This window comes from Caballeronia sp. GAWG2-1 (assembly GCF_023631405.1).
Lineage (GTDB): Bacteria > Pseudomonadota > Gammaproteobacteria > Burkholderiales > Burkholderiaceae > Caballeronia.
Genome location: NZ_JALQDD010000038.1, coordinates 295,489 through 311,250 on the forward strand (window position 1 = coordinate 295,489; position 15,762 = coordinate 311,250).

The following is a 15,762-nucleotide window of genomic DNA, read 5'->3' on the forward strand; positions in this document are numbered from 1 at the left end:
TATTCCCAGTTTTTGCGTTAAACCAGCGTATTTTTGGTGAGCGCAGCGCGACGAGAAAACTCTCCGACGCGCCGCGCCCCGACCATCATCCTGCGACCTGGAAGAACGACACCGCATCCACGAGCTTGCGCCCCTGCTGATCGAGCGATTGCGAAGCCGCCGCCGATTCTTCCACGAGCGCCGCGTTCTGTTGCGTCACCTGGTCCATCTGCGCAATCGCCTGGCTCAATTGTTCGATGCCCCGGCTTTGTTCGCTCGATGCCGCCGCGATCTCGCCCATGATGCTGCTCACGCGCGAGACGGCCTGCAGCACTTCGGCCATCGTCGTCCCGGCTTCGCCCGCGAGCGAAGAACCCTCCGCGATACGCACGCCCGACGCGCCAATCAACTCCTTGATCTCCTTCGCGGCGGACGACGAACGTTGCGCCAGGTTGCGCACTTCCGAAGCGACCACGGCAAAGCCGCGTCCTTCCTCGCCCGCGCGCGCCGCTTCAACCGCCGCATTCAACGCAAGGATGTTGGTCTGAAACGCGATGCCTTCGATGATCCCGGTGATATCCGCGATCTTCTCCGAGCGCGTGCTGATCTCCGTCATGGTCGCGACCATGCGCCCCACGGCGGCATTGCCCTGCTGCGCCACCGCCGATGCATCCGCCGACAACGCATTTGCCTGTTGCGCGTGCTCGGCGTTCTGCCGCACGGTCGAGGTCAACTCTTCGACGCTCGCCGCCGTCTCTTCCAGCGATGCCGCTTGTTGTTCGGTACGCGTCGACAGATCGACGTTGCCCGTGGCGATCTGGCTCGATCCCGTGGCGATGCCATCGGCGCAAGAGCGGACGTTGCCGATCAGACTGACGAGATTGCCTTGCATCGTGCGCATGGAGGCGAGCACGCTGTCTTGCGGGGCGTTATCCGCGTGCGCGACCGGGCTCAGATCGCCGGAAGCAACGCGCTGCGCGACTTGGCTCAGTGCATCGGGTTCCGCGCCCAACGCTCGCAAGATGCTGCGCGTGATGATGAATCCCGCGCCCACGGCCAACGAAGCCGCCGCGATGCACGCGGCGATCAGCAGCATGCGCGAGAACGCGTAATCCTCCGCCGACTCTTGCACGAGCTTCGCTTCGCGCTGGCTCGTCAGGTCCAGGTAATCTTGCGTGGCCTTGATGAGCGCGGCGAGCAGCGGACGGCACTCGTCGTTCATCTTCGTAATCGCTGCCTGATGCTGGCCCTTCAGCGCCAGATCGACGATGGCGAGCGCCACCGGTCCGTAAAGCGATTCCACGCGATCGATCTCCGCAACGCGCGTCTTTACTTCGGCTGAGACATCCGGCGCGCTCGCGACCATTTCCTTGAAGCGGCGCAAATCGCGTTGCACGTCTTCATGCGCCTGAAGGACGGCTGCTTTCTCGAGTTCGAGATCGGCGGGCTTCGTCACGAGCACGAGATTGCGTGCGGCGATCGCGCGCCGGTCCACTGCGGTGCGAATGCTTTCGGCCAGATGCGCGCGCGCGTTGATGCCGTTGACAAAGGACGTAAAGCGCTGGTTCGCTTCGCCGAGCGTCTCGATTGAGAGCGCGGCGACGATCAGCACTGCCGCCGTGAGCAGGCCGAAGCCAATGGAAAGCTTCGTTTTCATGCGCATGGGTTGCAGGTTCATCTCGTTCTTTTCCTTTTTGATGGCAGTGCTGTCGTTGACGCTCGCCGTCCTTTACGCGGCGAGTGCGGGTTCTTTCTTGCATCGCTTACGGCAGCGTCGGGAAAATATGAAGATGAACGAAAGTATGACGATGTTAGCAAACGTTTTACATCGCCCTGTCCAGGATATGTCGCAGGGTGGGCAAGGCTTTCTTCGACGAATGGGATGAATAGAGCCCGGATTTGTCCATGCCTTGGTTAAGATATGGGCTCCTGTCGATGACAGGTCTCCATTCGTCACCACGATGCTGTTCTCTACCCGGGAGCGACAACGAAAGCCTGCGAAAATAGCGCTCAATGCTCGCTTACTCATATAACCCTTTGCTTGTCGTCTGCTCGCTTCTCGTGGCAATCCTGGCCGCGTACACGGCTTTCGACATGGCAGGGCGTATCGCGCAAGCCAGGGGGCCCGCGGCGCGCTGGTGGCTCATCGGCGGTTCCTGTGCAATGGGACTCGGCATCTGGGCGATGCACTTCGTCGGCATGCTGGCGTTCAGCTTGCCCATCAAACTGGGCTACGACCCGCTGATTACATTTGCATCGCTTCTAATTGCCGTCGCGGCATCGATGTTCGCGCTCTGGCTCGTCTGTCAGAAGACGCTGCCCGCGTTCAGGATCGTGATCGGGGCGCTATTGATGGGACCGGCTATCGCCGGCATGCACTACACGGGCATGGCCGCCATGCGCATGCGGCCGCCGATCGAATACGACCCATGGCTCACCATTGTGTCGGTGGCCATTGCCATCGTCGCCTCGGGCGCTGCGCTCTGGATTGCCTTTCGCTTACGTCAGCAGGCGTCGCGGCTCTTGTTTTTTCGCGGCAGCGCGTCGTTCCTCATGGGCTTTGCCATCGTCGGCATGCACTACACCGGAATGGCGGCCGCGCGCTTTCCCACGGGCGCGATATGCGGTGCCGCTAAGGAAGGCGCGGATACCGGATGGCTGGCCGTCGTGGTGATCGTCGTGACACTCTCGGTGCTGGCCATCGCGCTGATCATCTCCGTTCTGGACTTGCGGCTCGAATCGCGCACCGCCGTGCTCGCGGCGTCGCTCGCGGAGGCGAACAAGGAACTCGCTTATCTGGCGCTTCACGACAGCCTTACTGAGTTGCCGAATCGCGTCTTGCTCGAAGACAGACTGGAACAACTGGTGCATGGCGCGCGCGATGCAAAGCGCCGCTTCACGTTGATGTTCATGGACCTCGATGGCTTCAAGGCGGTCAACGACGCGTTCGGACATCATGTCGGCGACCTGTTGCTGATCGAAGTGTCGAAGCGCATCCGCGCCAACGTCAGGTCACACGACACCATTGCGCGGGTCGGCGGCGACGAGTTCGTGCTGCTCTCGAACGTCGACGACGCAACCGTGGCCGCGCAAATCGCCGCGAGCTTGACCGAGACCATTGAGAAGCCGTTTCGCATGGAAGGCGAGGAAGTGCAGATTTCCGTGAGCGTGGGCATTGCGATCTTTCCCGACGACGGTGCGACTCAAGAAGAGCTTCTGAGCAATGCCGATACCGCCATGTATCACGCGAAAGCCCTTGGCCGCAGCGGTTTTTGTTTCTTCGAACCGTCGATGCATGCGGACTCTTACGAGCAGATGCAACTTGCGCACGAGCTTCGCGTGGCGTTGACGCGCGGTGAGCTCGCCTTGCACTATCAACCCAAATTCAAGGCGCCAAATGGTCCGGCGGTGGGCGCGGAAGCGCTATTGCGCTGGAACCATCCCGTGCACGGACTGATGGCGCCCAACCGCTTCATTCCGTTGGCGGAAAAGACAGGGTTGATCGTTCCTATCGGCGAATGGGTGCTGAGCGAAGGCTGCCGGCAATTGAAGGCGTGGCACGATCGCGGTCACACAGAGTGGACCATCGCGATCAATCTTTCGCCATTGCAGTTCGTTCACTCGGGTCTCGTACGAGCGGTTCGCGGCGCGCTTCGTCGCAATGGCCTGCCAGCGGAATCGCTGATTCTGGAGATCACTGAATCGACGGCCATGCGCGATGTCGAAGTGAGCCTCAAGGTCTTGCAACGACTGCGGGAAGAAGGCGTGCAGATCTCTATCGATGATTTCGGCACCGGCTACTCCAGTCTGCTTTATCTCAAGCGCTTGCCCGCCAACGAACTCAAGATCGATCGTGGCTTCGTGCGTGAACTTGCTCACGGTACGGAAGACGCGGCGATTGTTTCGGCCATCGTGGCGCTCGGACAAACGCTCAATCTCAGGATCGTGGCGGAAGGCGTCGAAACCACTGCACAGCAGGCTTTTCTCACGCAACTGGGATGCGACATTCTCCAAGGGTTTTTGCTCGGCAAGCCAATGACGGCCAATGCGTTTATCGCTTCCGTCGCCGATGTCGCATCGACAGGACGCCATTGAAACTTCGCCAGTAACTTTTTCCGCCCATCACGTTAGCTAGCCAACAGAACGCCGACGAGGGTCGATCCGTTACACGTTGCACGGTGCTACTCTCCCGTCATAGTTACCGTAGCGCTGGACCATACGGTCATTCCAAAAGACAAATCCGAGTCGGGGACCGCACATGTTGCGAACGGTGGTCGATCGTGTCAGGCGCTTTCGGCGCAGTGAAGGCTTCAAGCATTCTCTCGCCGCTCCAGTGCGTTTGTCGCTGCATGCGCGACAGCGGCTGAATCGCAATGTGTTCGCTATCGAGATCAGGGAAAACTCCGGCTTTTTTTCCGTGATGCAGATGGTGCTCTTCATCCTCAAGCATTGCGAAGAGAAACGGCTGACACCGCAAATCTCGGCACGCGGCGGTCTCTATGGCGACCCGGAAGGCAAAATAGACTGGTTCTCGGCGCTCTTTGAAAGCGTGCGGGCATCCGGCGATGTGAAGTTGCCGCGCAGAGTGCGAACCTCTACCGTGCGCGATCTCGTGCAACTCGGCTTGCGGCAACGCCATGAAGCGGGTCTGCGGTTGCAAAGTTCGAGCGACTTGTTTCGCTCGCATTACCGGCCGGTTGCAGCCATTCGCGATGAAGTCGATGCAACCTGCGCCAAACTCGATATCGGCCAATCGACACTCGGTGTTCACTACCGAGGCACGGATAAGAAGTTCGAAGCGATGACCTTGCCCTGGGCCGACTTCTGCCGGCTGGTCGAGCAGACCCTCGCGCTCAATCCGCTTCTGACAAACATCTTCGTTTCGAGCGATGAGCAGGCGTTCATCGACTTCTTCCGCGCGTGGCCGTTCAATCGCTCGGTCAGTGTTGCACCGGCCAAGCTGCTGTCCACAGGCGACATGCCGGTGCACTTCAGCGGTTATCCGGGTTTGGAGATCGGGCGCGAAGCGTTGGTATCGAGCCTGCTGCTTTCGAAGTGCGGATACCTCGTAAAGATGCCTTCTTACTTGTCGGCATGGTCGAAGATATTCAATCCCGATTTGCCGACTACCTTGGCCGTACCGCCAAAGCCTGACGCGTTCTGGTTTCCCGACAGCCAGATCTGGATCGAACAGGAACAGGTGATGGGCGGCAAGGCGGCGTGAGTCGCGCGCTTGTATTAACGCATGAAGCCTGCTGTCGTGACTCTGACTCAACGGGTGTTGATTTCTTTGCGTTGGAATGCCAACGCGTCATTCGCTACGCTTGAATCGATGCCGGGCGCATGACCCGGCAGCCGACCAGCGGCGAATCGACATCCATGAGACATGACCTTTCCATCGTGCTGTTGCACGCCACGCCCGTTGCCATCGCGCCGATACACGACGCGTTCCTGCGCGACTGGCCAGAAGCCAGGCTCACCAATCTTCTCGACGACGGTCTGACCTCGGCCAGAGGCGACAGCAAAGAGCTGCCCGACTCATTGCAGACACGCTTCGTGAATCTTGCGCGATACGGGTACGAAAGCGGCGCGGATGCGGTCCTCGCGACGTGTTCGGCCTTCGGTCCCGCCATCGATGCCGCGGACGCGGCGCTTCCCATACCTGTTTGCAAGCCGAACACCGCCATGTTCGCCGATGCGCTTGCAGAAGGCAGAAACATCGCGATGATCGCAACGTTCGCGCCGGCCCTGCCGACCATGGTGGCGGAGTTCTTCGAGGAAGCATCGAACATGAACCCGCAAGCTACGCTGGCCACCTTCGTGGTCGACGATGCAATCGACAAGCTGCGTGCGGGCGACCGCGACACGCACAACCGTATCGTTGCAGAAAAGGCCGCGAGCCTGCATGGCTACGACGCGATCATGCTGGCCCATTTCTCAACCGCTCAGGCACTCGATGCCGTGACTTCAGTCGCGAGTTGTCCGGTATTTTCCGCACCGCGCAGCGCGGTTGCCGATCTCAAGAAGCGCCTGCATTTGTCGCGCTGAAGTCTTTTACCGTCATGGATTCAACGATGCCTACTCCATCGCTCGCGCCAGCCGTTTCGATGATGAGCACGCTCGCGGTCAAGAGCGCGCTCGTCGATGTCGTCATTCCAGCGTTCGAACGAAGTAGCGGCATCCGCGTGCAAGCTATGTTCGATCCAACCAACGTGCTGCAAGAGCGCGTGTCTGCCGGTGAAAGAGCGGAGGTGCTGATTGCGACTCGCGCCTATGTGAAGCGTCTCGCCGATGAAAACGTACTGGATGCATCGACGGTGCGCGGGTTGGTCAGAACCGGCGTGGGTGTGGCGGCATCTGTGCGGGACGTGCCTCGGTCGATAAGAAGCGATGAAGACTTGCGCGAGGTCCTGTTGAACGCGCGATCGGTCGCATATTCGAAGACCGGCGCAAGCGGCGTTTATTTCGCCACCTTGATCGAAGAGATGGGCATCGCGGAGCAGGTCAATCAGCGCGCGACCATCATCGAGAAGGGCTTTACGGGCGAATGCATCGTGCGTGGCGAGGCGGACGTCGCCATTCAACAGATGAGCGAACTGGCCATGGTGGCGGGCATCGAGATCATCGGCCCGCTTCCGGAAGAGATTCAGTTCCATACCGACTTTTATGTCGGGATGTTTTCGGGTCGCGCACAATCGGAAGATGCATGTGCCTTGCTGCAATCCCTTTTCTCCGATAAAGCGCGCCACGCGTACGAGCGGCTTGGGCTAACGATTCTTTGAGGAGACGATATTCATGCAGCGCGCAGACGACAAGCAAATGCCCAGTCAACTCATCACGCCCGTTACGGTGTTCGGCAATCTCGCATTCGTGAGCGGCCAGCTTCCGCGCGAGCACGGAGCGATCAAATACAGCGGCAAGGTCGGCGCGGACTTATCGGCTGAAGACGCACGAGAAGCGGCAGCGTTATGTGCAAAAGCATGTCTCGATGCACTCGCGCACGCGCTCCGCGGACATGAGCGCATTGCGCAGATCGTGAAGATTACGGGATTCGTCGCATCGGCGGCGGATTTCACCGGACAGGGCGCGGTGATCGATGGCGCGTCCCGCCTATTGATCGAAACGCTCGGAGAACGCGGCAAGCATGCACGAAGCGCGATCGGCGTGCAGCAGCTTCCGCATGGCGCGGCAGTGGAAGTCGAAATGATCGTGGGGTTGAAATGACTGCACGGTCTTCGCGCGTACGCTTCGCGGCTAATCTCAAATGGCTCTTTACCGAGTTGCCATTTCTTGAGCGATTCGAAGCCGCTGCGTTGCATGGCTTCGCGGCAGTCGAATACGCATCGCCATATGGCTACGATGCCACCGAGCTTCGCAACGTGTTGAGCCAGCGGAGCTTGAAACAAGTGTTGATCAACACGCCGGCGGGCGAAGCAGGAGCCGTAGGCTCCAACGGCTTTGGCTGTATTCCAGGCTATGTCGATGTATTTCGCGAAGGTGTCGATCTCGCGCTGAATTACGCCAACGCGCTGGAGTGCAGCCTGATTCACTTGATGGCGGGACGAGTGCCGGACGGCTGCTCGCCAGCCAAGGCCGAAGCCGTCTTTCGTTCGAATCTCGCGTGGGCCGCAAAGCGCGCGGAAGGGCAGAACGTAACCTTTGTGCTCGAATGTCTGAACCAGCAAGACGTGCCGGGTTACTTCCTCAAGAGTCTCGCTCAGGCGAGCGCGTACGTCCGCGACATCCCGCAAGGCAACGTCAAACTGCTCTTCGATTTTTATCACGCGGCAATGAGCGGCATGGACGTACTGGATGCGTTCGCCATGCATCGTCGTGACGTGGCGCACATTCAGGTCGCCGACGTACCAGGACGAAACGAACCGGGCACGGGCGACATGTCATGGCCCACGATTGCACGAGCGATAGCCGATAGCGGCTATTCAGGCTGGATAGGATGCGAGTACCGTCCGCGTGGAACGACTGCCGCCGGACTCGATTGGCGTCAAGCCTTTACGCAAGCCGCAGGCTTGAGCATGCACTCAGAACATCGTTTTTAGATTGGCCAACTCGAATTCAGCTCGAAGCCATTTTTCAAACACGGCCGCTTCGGCCGAATTGCGCAGACTCGACGAGCGCAGCAGATAGTAAGAGATATTTTCGACGTGGAACTTCGGGTCGGAGAATGGCTCGATCAACCGGCCATCGCGTAACTCTTCTTCCGCGAGAATCTCGCTTTCCAGCACCACGCCCAAGCCCTTTACCGCGGCTTCGATTGCCATGGCGGAGCGGTCGAGCCACAAGTCGTGCGCGGGCTTGACGACGAGGTTGCCTATGCGCCGAAAATAATCGACCCAGTTCAGCGGATTATTGGAGTGGATGAGCGTGGCCTTAGCCAGATCCTTCGGGCTTTTCAGGCCGAGCTCCTCCGCGAGTTGCGGACTGCAAAGCGGCCTGAGCCGTTCGATGAGCAATGGCTCGGCAAGCTTCAATCCCGGCGTTTGAGGCCCATGCGCGATTGCTATGTCGTAGCGGTTGGCATCGAGTTCATGTGTGTGAAGCGTCGCAAGTCGAACGCGAAACAGCGGGTTCGCTTTCAGGAAGTTTTGCAGACGCGGTTGCAGCCACTTCACCGAGAAGCTATTGGGCACGGCAATCGACAGATGACCGCCCCATGATTGCGGCGCGATAAGACTCGTCGCAGTGGCGATCATGCCGAATGCTTTTTCCAGTTCGCGCGCATAGGTTCGGCCCGCGACGGTCAGCACCGCGCGCCCGGCATGTCGCTGAAAGAGCGGAACGCCGAGAAAGTCTTCGAGTTGCTGAATGTGATGACTCACCGCCGACGTGGTAATGCCGATCTCTTCCGCGCCTTGCGTGAAGCTGCCGTGCCGAGCGGCCGCTTCGAACGCGATCAGCGACTTGAGCGGCGGAAAGCGCACACGGCGCGTGTCCGGAACGGCTTCGGCTTCATCGCTTTCCTTCTTTCTCGAACCGGCCGTCATCTATGCCCCCGTGCCCCGATGACGGCAAGGATAATGCATTGCAGAGCGAAAGACATTCGCAGCATCGACATCGATCAACCGAGACATGTCTCGAAGAAGCGTTTGAGTTCCGCTGCCAGCGCTTCCGGCTGCTCTTCGGGAATGTAATGCCCGCAGTCTTGGATCACACCGCCGCTCAGGTCTTCGCAGAGCGGCTTCATCAGTTCATGGATGGTGGGCGCGCTGCCCACATCGCCTCCAAGCGCGAGCACGGGCTTTTTGATCTTGCTGGCAAAGAGCTTCTGGTTCTGCTTCATGTCCTCTTCGACGGCCCGATAATAGCCGAGCATGCCGCGCAGGCCGCCGAGCGACGCATACGCCTTGACGTATTCGTCGATGTCGGCAGGCTCGAACGTGGCCATTGCGTTGGCGGTCTTCTTGTTGAAGAACCATTCGATCAGCACGCGCTCCTTGCCTGCAATGAGCGCTTCAGGCAAGTCGTCCACCGCGTTGAACAAGAAGTGCCAGCTCTTCCAGTTCGAAGGCGCGGTGACCGATACTTCGGGCCTGAGCGTGATGCCGGGGATGTTGCCATCGATGAACACGATGCCGTCGAGCTCGGCCTCATAGCGATGCGCGTACGGATAAGCAATCCACGATCCGATGTCATGGCCCACATAGAAGTGACGCTCGACACCCAGCGACCGCAAGAGACCATTGATGCGCGCGGCGGCGGTCTCGGTGTCGTAGCCGGTGGTGGGCTTGTCCGAGTAACCTTGACCGGGCAAATCGATGGCGATGGTACGGTAGGAATCGGCCAGAAGCGGTTGCACGCGACGCCACGCATAAGCGGTCTGCGGGAAGCCCGCCACGAGCACGACCGTCGGGCCGACGCCACCATCCACCATATGAAAGCGGATGTCTCCGCTTCGCACGAAGCGCCTGGTGAAGGACTTGCCGCCAAGGTCTATCACGCCTGACATGTCGGTTCTCTTTCTGAGTGAAGGTGCGTGTTGTGCATTGTATCGGGCCAAAAAGCCGGCTTCACGATGCACCCACGGAGCGCGCGAGCTGACGCGCCTGCCGGGGATAGTTGTCGTCGACGAACTGCGCGCTGATCAGCCCGGCTTCGAGGTCGGCTGCGATGTCATCGAGCGATCTGCGATCCGGGTTGCCGTATCCGCCGCCGCCCGCGTCGCGAATCTCCACGATACCGCCGTCTGGAATGAGCACGCGCGCCTTTGGATCGGTCTCGACATCGTCCACGAAGATGAGCCGATGCGCGCCGGCGCCCGCGCCTGCAAATCCTTTCGCGGCTATCTTGGTCCGCGACGCCATGAACGATGCCTCGATGGGATGACCCGTGTCGTTCCTGATCGCGAAGATCTGACCGTTGCCGCCTTGAAACTCGCCGGGCCCGCCCGAGTCTCTGAGTATCTCTTTCTTGAGGAAGGTGCAGCAAATCTGCTGCTCCCAGAATTCAACCGAGCCGCCGATGATGTTGGCCGGTGCGGGCAAGGCAGGGCGGCCATCGTAACCTGCTAGCGCGCCGTATCCGCCCGCCGAAAAATAGATCGACGAATAGTGCTTTCCCGCGCGCGTCTGGCCGCGAAGATTCATCTGGAACACCATCCCCGAGTCGGCTTGCACGTCGTCGGGGAAGGCCTCGGCCAGCGCATTGAAAATGAGCGGTCCGACGAAATGGCCGAAGACGTGCCGCGCACCGGTCGGGTTCGGCCTGAGCGCATTGAGAATGCAGTTGTCGGGCGCCGCTATGGTGACGAAATCGAGTATGGCCTGATTGTTGGGAATGCTGGGCGCGACGAGCACTTTCGTGCAGAAGTAGCAGAACGCGCGTGTATAGCAAATCGGCACGTTGACGCCGCGATTCACCACCGGGTCCGTTCCGGCGAAGTCGTACGCGAAGCCGGAGTCGCTCAACGTGACAGTGACGGAGAGCGAGATGTCGGGAAAGTCCTTTCCGCCTTCGACGGGTATGGTCGCCGCATGACTTCCCTTGGGCATGCGTTCGAGCTTCGCGTTGATCGACTTGCGCGTGAGCGCGAAGATCGCATCGGCGGCGTCGATGGTGGTGGACAGCTTGTGCTCCACGAGAATCTTGACGAGCCCTTGCGCGCCGACGTTGCATGCCGCGACATTGCAATAGATGTCGCCCAACACGTAATCGACGGTGCGAACGTTGTTTCTGATGAAGTCGAACACAAAGCGATTCTCCACGCCCGCTTCGAAGAGTTTCACGGGCGGAAGCGAGAAGCCTTCCTCGTAGACGTCCTTCGCGACCGAGCCCATTCCCACGCCGCCGACATCGGCAAGATGCGAAACGGTCAGGCAGTATCCGGCAATGCGTCCTTCGAAGAACACCGGTTTCACGACGTTGATATCGAACGTATGACCCGTGCCGATCCAGGGATCGTTGGTCACGATGATGTCGCCGTCGCGCAGAGCGGCCGCGTCGAACACATCGAGGATATGAGCAAGCGTGCTGGGGCCGGTTCCCGTGAACGACGGCACACTCGTCGCGCCTTGCGCAATCAGCTTGCCGCGTGCGTCGAAAATCATGCACGAGAAGTCGCCGCTTGCGCGCACCATCGTCGAGAAAGCGGTGCGTTCCATGGCCGAAACCATTTCGTCCGCAACCGAGACGAAACGGGACCAGATGATGCCGGCATCGACCGGGTCCATCTTGACTGTAGCATTCACGACTTGAGCTCCGCGATGAGATCCAGCGTCGATGCAATCCGTGCTTCGGCAAACGCTGGAACGTAGATGGTGGTGTCGTTCTCTTCGATCAGTGCGGGGCCTGAGCGTTTCCAGCCAACCGGCAAGGCGTATCGGTTGAAGACGGGAACTTCGGTCCAGACTTCCGTTGCGCCGTCGCTGATGTAACAGGACCTGGGTTCCTTCTCCATCCTTGCTGAAGGCGTGAGCGCGTCGTAGCTGAAGTCGCGCACGGACTTGAGATGCTCGGGCAAGGAGACTTCGACCACCCACGTGCTGATCTCGATACCGTAGTCCGGAAAGTTCAGGCCGAAGATGTCCTTGTAGGCATCGAGGAATCTGGCGCGAATGTTTGCCGCATTCAGATAACGCCCTTCATCGGATATCTCGACGGTCACTTCCGAGTCTTGTCCTTCGTAGCGCATGCCGAGTTTCACGATGGTCCGCGCGCCGCCATCGACGAGCTGGCTTGCGTATGGTTCGGCCTGCACGAGTCGAGCGACTTCTTGCGCGATGACGTCATCGGTGACATCGGCGAGACTCATCTTTCTCGTTTGCTGCAGGATGATCCCTTCGCTGCTCGCGAACTGGCCCATGGCGGAAGCCACGCCCGCGGCGAACGGAAAGATGACGCGCCGGATGGACAGAAGCTGCGCAATAGGCAACGCATGCACGGGCGACGAACCGCCGGTGCAGACCAGCGTGGCGCGCCGGTAGTCGACACCGAGTTCCGCTGCATGCACGCGAAACGCGCGTGCCACGTTTTCGTTGATGGTGCGATGAATGCCGATAGCCGCGCGCTCCACCGAGATGCCCAGCGGCTCCGCGATGTTCTGCTGAATCGCACGCTTGGCTTCAACCCGGGTGGCGTCGATGCCGCTATTGCGGAAGTTCGCCTCGCCGAGAAAGCCGAGGAAGAGATTCGCGTCGGTGACGGTCGCGGCTTGTCCGCCGCGCGCATAGCATGCCGGGCCGGGAACGGCGCCCGCACTCTTCGGTCCGACGGAGATGGCGCCGCGTTCGTCGATCTCGGCGATGCTGCCACCGCCCGCGCCAATCTCGATCAAGTCGAGCGCGGGAATGATGAGCGGAAAGCCGCTGCCGGCTTCGAATGCGCCTTCGCGTGCCACTTCGAGGCCCGCTTGCACATCGACCTTGCCGGAGATGAGGAACGCGCCCTTGGCGGTCGTGCCGCCCATGTCGTAGGCGAGCACGGTATCGTCCACGGCACCGCTGTTTTGCGGCGCTGGCGCATTACGTGCGGCGATCTCTCTCGCGGCGAGAACGCCTGCCGCGGGACCGGACTCGATCAAACGGACGGGCGCTCTGACGCAGTGACCGATGGGCAACGGCAGCCCGGACGACGTCATCATCAAAAGGCGGCCATTGAAGCCCGCGTCGGCGGCTCTCGTCTCCAGGCGCTTCACGTACTGACTCAGCAACGGCTTGGTGAACGCATTCACGGCGCATGTCATCCAGCGCTCGTACTCGCCCGAACGCGGGGCCACGGCGCTGGATGTGGAAATGACGGCATCGGGGAAGGCTTCTGCAAGCCAGCTTTCCACCAACTGCTCGTTGGCGGGGTTTTGAAAGGCATGCAGAAGACAGATGGCGAAGTTCGTCACGCCCGTTTCCTCGACGAGACGGCGCACGTCCGCGATGAGTTCAGCTTGGTCGGGTTGCCGCACGAGATCACCCGTGTAGGCAATGCGTTCACGTACCGATACCTTCAACCGGTGTTTGGTCAGCGGTTTCGGAAAAGCCAGCCTCAAGTTCGATACGTTGTAACGATGCTCACGGCCGGTTTCAAGCGTCGTGCCGAAGCCTTCGGTATGCAGCAAAATGAAGTCGTGCCCCTTGCGTTCGATGACGGCGTTGGTGATGACCGTCGTCGCATGCAGGAAGACATCGCAATCCGCGAGGTCCAGTTCCGCATCGCGGCGTAAGTGCTCGAAGCCGGAAAATATCGCTTCTTCCGAGCGTTCGGGCGTGCTCAGGACCTTCGCGGTCGTGACACTTTTCTTCTTGCTGTCCAGCAATACGAAGTCGGTGAACGTGCCACCGATATCGACTGAGATGGCAAACCTAGACGTCATCATATTTTCCATTTATCAGCGAGATACAACAGCGCATGCTCACTTCAAGCCGAGTTGTTCCGGCAACCAAAGCGCGATCTGCGGAAACACGATCAATGCAATGCCGAACAGAATGAGCAGCACGAGATAGGGCAGCGTGGCCTTGGTGATGACGGAGAGCTTCTCTCCCGTGATGCCTTGAATCACGAAGAGATTGAAGCCTATAGGCGGGTGAACCTGAACGATCTCCACCGCGATCACCAGAAAGATGCCGAACCAGATGGCGTTGAATCCGGCTGCGAGAACCATCGGCAGAACAATAGGCAACGTAATGACGATGATCGAAAAGCCTTCGAGAAACGAGCCGAGCAGGATATAGCCGATGAACAGCACGAACAGCAGCGCAACCGGCGACAGGTGCAGTTCCTGCACGAACGTGGCGGCCGCCTGTCCCACGCCGAGAAACGCGGACGCACTGCCGAGAATGGATGCGCCGAGAATGATCAGCGCGATCATGGAACAGGTCTTTACCGCGCCAAGTCCGACTTCCTTCAGCTTTGCAACGCTCAGGTCCTTTTGAAAGCCCGCGATGGCAAGCGCGCCGACCACACCGGCCGCAGCCGCTTCCGATGGCGTGACGAGCCCGCCGTACATGCTGCCGAGCACCGCGCCGATCAATAGCGCGACCGGCGCAAGATGTTTGAGCGAAGCAAAGCGCTCGCGCCAGGGCATGGTCGCGAAACTTTCTTCCTCGGGAATCAGGCTCTTGTTCCAGGTGGTGTGAATCATGATCCACGCCATGAAGCACGACGCGAGAAGAATGGCCGGTATCAGTCCTGCGGCGAAGAGCTTGAGCACGGAAACCTGCGCCAGCACGCCATACACGATCATGATGTTCGATGGCGGCACGAGAAAGCCCAACGTACCCGCCCCTGCCAGACTGCCCATGGATATCCGCTTGTCGTAGTTGCGTCGATTGAGCTCCGCAAGCGTGACGCGGCCCACGATCTGCGTCGTCGCCGCCGACGAGCCAGAGATGGCGGCGAAGATCGAGCATCCGATGACATTCGAATGCAGGAGCTTTCCAGGCAGCAAGCTCGCCCACGGCGCGAGTCCCTTGAAGAGCGACGTCGAGATGCGCGTTCGAAACAGAATCTCGCCCATGACGATGAAAAGCGGCAAGGCCAGCAGCTCCTGCGTCGTCATCACGTTCCATGCGTACTGAGCGATCAGCCGGTCGACCGGAATGGACCTGAAAATGAATAGCGCGAGCGACCCGGTAATGGCAAGCGTCAATCCAACCCATATGCCGATGGACAGGCCGCCGAACAGCAGCACGGCCATTGTCGTGAGTATCGTTCCCATGTGTCTCAGCCTTCAATGAATCAGGTTCTTGTCTTCGACAGGCTCGTCCAGAAACAACTGGCCGAGGCGCGCGAGTAACTGCAGCGCAAGCAGCATCGCGCCGAACGCGACGAATGCCTTGGGTATCCACAAGGGCGTGCTGCTGGCAAGCGAGCGTTCGTCGGTGAGAAACGCCTGATACGAGAAGTGCGTCATGGCGACCGAGAAGAACGCCGCGAACGCGAAGCCCGTCGCCGCCGATACGCATTCGAGGCCCTTGACGACGCGAGGCGATGCGTTCGACAACAGCACCCTGACGCGGATATGGCCGCCTGCGCGAAGCGTGAGCGCGGCGCCGAACGTGAAGGTCACGGCCATCAGATACGAGCTGTATTCCCATGCGATGGGTATGTCCTTGGGCAACCAGCTCACCACGGTCGACAGCGTCCGCACGACGATGCCGGCAATCATCAAGAGGCATAGCAGGCAGAGGCAGAGGGCGCCGAGCCAGCCATCCAGACGGGCGAGCATATCGATGGAGAACAACGCCTTCTGCACGAACGCACGTCCCTTCGAACTCTCGACATGCGCGCTTGTGTCGATGTTTTCCATGGGCATTGACTCCGCTGTGACCGTGGTTTTCG

Annotated in this window: 13 protein-coding genes; 6 read left to right on the plus strand and 7 right to left on the minus strand. The window is 60.0% G+C overall.

Annotated elements, in window-relative coordinates:
- Nucleotides 1-85: 85 nt before the first annotated feature.
- On the minus strand, nucleotides 86-1,657 hold the full coding sequence (locus NCR98_RS25655; protein WP_250527698.1) for a methyl-accepting chemotaxis protein: 1,572 nt from the start codon (nucleotides 1,655-1,657) through the stop codon (nucleotides 86-88).
- A gap of 335 nt (nucleotides 1,658-1,992) precedes the next feature.
- On the opposite strand from NCR98_RS25655, the gene NCR98_RS25660 reads away from it, so the two are divergent.
- From NCR98_RS25660 to NCR98_RS25685, 6 genes are all read left to right on the plus strand, one after another.
- Complete coding sequence (locus tag NCR98_RS25660) at nucleotides 1,993-4,074, plus strand: putative bifunctional diguanylate cyclase/phosphodiesterase (protein WP_250527699.1); 2,082 nt, start codon at nucleotides 1,993-1,995, stop codon at nucleotides 4,072-4,074.
- 163 nt (nucleotides 4,075-4,237) lie between these two features.
- Nucleotides 4,238-5,203 carry an O-fucosyltransferase family protein gene (locus NCR98_RS25665; RefSeq protein WP_250527700.1) on the plus strand — a complete coding sequence of 322 codons (966 nt, stop codon included), beginning with the start codon at nucleotides 4,238-4,240 and terminating at the stop codon, nucleotides 5,201-5,203.
- A gap of 155 nt (nucleotides 5,204-5,358) precedes the next feature.
- On the plus strand, nucleotides 5,359-6,027 hold the full coding sequence (locus NCR98_RS25670; RefSeq protein WP_250511088.1) for an aspartate/glutamate racemase family protein: 669 nt from the start codon (nucleotides 5,359-5,361) through the stop codon (nucleotides 6,025-6,027).
- Between the two features lie 26 nt (nucleotides 6,028-6,053).
- On the plus strand, nucleotides 6,054-6,761 hold the full coding sequence (locus tag NCR98_RS25675) for a substrate-binding domain-containing protein (RefSeq protein WP_250527701.1): 708 nt from the start codon (nucleotides 6,054-6,056) through the stop codon (nucleotides 6,759-6,761).
- Between the two features lie 13 nt (nucleotides 6,762-6,774).
- Complete coding sequence (locus NCR98_RS25680; RefSeq protein WP_244830674.1) at nucleotides 6,775-7,203, plus strand: RidA family protein; 429 nt, start codon at nucleotides 6,775-6,777, stop codon at nucleotides 7,201-7,203.
- Nucleotides 7,200-8,036 (plus strand): hydroxypyruvate isomerase family protein, encoded by an 837-nt coding sequence (locus tag NCR98_RS25685; RefSeq protein WP_250527702.1) that lies wholly within the window; start codon nucleotides 7,200-7,202, stop codon nucleotides 8,034-8,036. The genes NCR98_RS25680 and NCR98_RS25685 overlap by 4 nt, the downstream gene beginning before the upstream one ends.
- On the opposite strand, the gene NCR98_RS25690 is transcribed toward NCR98_RS25685, so the two are convergent.
- The 6 genes from NCR98_RS25690 to NCR98_RS25715 all read right to left on the minus strand — a co-directional run bounded on the left by NCR98_RS25690 (nucleotide 8,019) and on the right by NCR98_RS25715 (nucleotide 15,730).
- Complete coding sequence (locus NCR98_RS25690) at nucleotides 8,019-8,981, minus strand: LysR substrate-binding domain-containing protein (protein ID WP_250527703.1); 963 nt, start codon at nucleotides 8,979-8,981, stop codon at nucleotides 8,019-8,021. The genes NCR98_RS25685 and NCR98_RS25690 overlap by 18 nt on opposite strands.
- A 74-nt stretch (nucleotides 8,982-9,055) precedes the next feature.
- Nucleotides 9,056-9,943, minus strand: coding sequence for an alpha/beta fold hydrolase (locus NCR98_RS25695; RefSeq protein WP_250527704.1), 888 nt, complete (start codon nucleotides 9,941-9,943; stop codon nucleotides 9,056-9,058).
- A 61-nt stretch (nucleotides 9,944-10,004) separates the two neighbouring features.
- Nucleotides 10,005-11,681 (minus strand): hydantoinase B/oxoprolinase family protein, encoded by a 1,677-nt coding sequence (locus NCR98_RS25700; RefSeq protein ID WP_250527705.1) that lies wholly within the window; start codon nucleotides 11,679-11,681, stop codon nucleotides 10,005-10,007.
- Nucleotides 11,678-13,798 carry a hydantoinase/oxoprolinase family protein gene (locus tag NCR98_RS25705; RefSeq protein ID WP_250527706.1) on the minus strand — a complete coding sequence of 707 codons (2,121 nt, stop codon included), beginning with the start codon at nucleotides 13,796-13,798 and terminating at the stop codon, nucleotides 11,678-11,680. Before NCR98_RS25705 ends, NCR98_RS25700 begins: the two co-directional genes overlap by 4 nt.
- 36 nt (nucleotides 13,799-13,834) lie before the next feature.
- Nucleotides 13,835-15,139: a TRAP transporter large permease gene (locus NCR98_RS25710; protein WP_250469440.1), complete on the minus strand. Its 1,305-nt coding sequence runs from the start codon at nucleotides 15,137-15,139 to the stop codon at nucleotides 13,835-13,837.
- A gap of 12 nt (nucleotides 15,140-15,151) precedes the next feature.
- Nucleotides 15,152-15,730: a TRAP transporter small permease subunit gene (locus tag NCR98_RS25715; protein ID WP_250527707.1), complete on the minus strand. Its 579-nt coding sequence runs from the start codon at nucleotides 15,728-15,730 to the stop codon at nucleotides 15,152-15,154.
- Nucleotides 15,731-15,762: the final 32 nt, after the last annotated feature.

Coding starts and splice junctions, on each gene's coding strand:
- NCR98_RS25655 (WP_250527698.1), bottom strand. CDS start 1,657: ATGAACCTGCAACCCATGCGCATGAAAACGAAGCTTTCCATTGGCTTC.
- NCR98_RS25660 (WP_250527699.1), top strand. CDS start 1,993: ATGCTCGCTTACTCATATAACCCTTTGCTTGTCGTCTGCTCGCTTCTC.
- NCR98_RS25665 (WP_250527700.1), top strand. CDS start 4,238: ATGTTGCGAACGGTGGTCGATCGTGTCAGGCGCTTTCGGCGCAGTGAA.
- NCR98_RS25670 (WP_250511088.1), top strand. CDS start 5,359: ATGAGACATGACCTTTCCATCGTGCTGTTGCACGCCACGCCCGTTGCC.
- NCR98_RS25675 (WP_250527701.1), top strand. CDS start 6,054: ATGCCTACTCCATCGCTCGCGCCAGCCGTTTCGATGATGAGCACGCTC.
- NCR98_RS25680 (WP_244830674.1), top strand. CDS start 6,775: ATGCAGCGCGCAGACGACAAGCAAATGCCCAGTCAACTCATCACGCCC.
- NCR98_RS25685 (WP_250527702.1), top strand. CDS start 7,200: ATGACTGCACGGTCTTCGCGCGTACGCTTCGCGGCTAATCTCAAATGG.
- NCR98_RS25690 (WP_250527703.1), bottom strand. CDS start 8,981: ATGACGGCCGGTTCGAGAAAGAAGGAAAGCGATGAAGCCGAAGCCGTT.
- NCR98_RS25695 (WP_250527704.1), bottom strand. CDS start 9,943: ATGTCAGGCGTGATAGACCTTGGCGGCAAGTCCTTCACCAGGCGCTTC.
- NCR98_RS25705 (WP_250527706.1), bottom strand. CDS start 13,798: ATGATGACGTCTAGGTTTGCCATCTCAGTCGATATCGGTGGCACGTTC.
- NCR98_RS25710 (WP_250469440.1), bottom strand. CDS start 15,139: ATGGGAACGATACTCACGACAATGGCCGTGCTGCTGTTCGGCGGCCTG.
- NCR98_RS25715 (WP_250527707.1), bottom strand. CDS start 15,730: ATGGAAAACATCGACACAAGCGCGCATGTCGAGAGTTCGAAGGGACGT.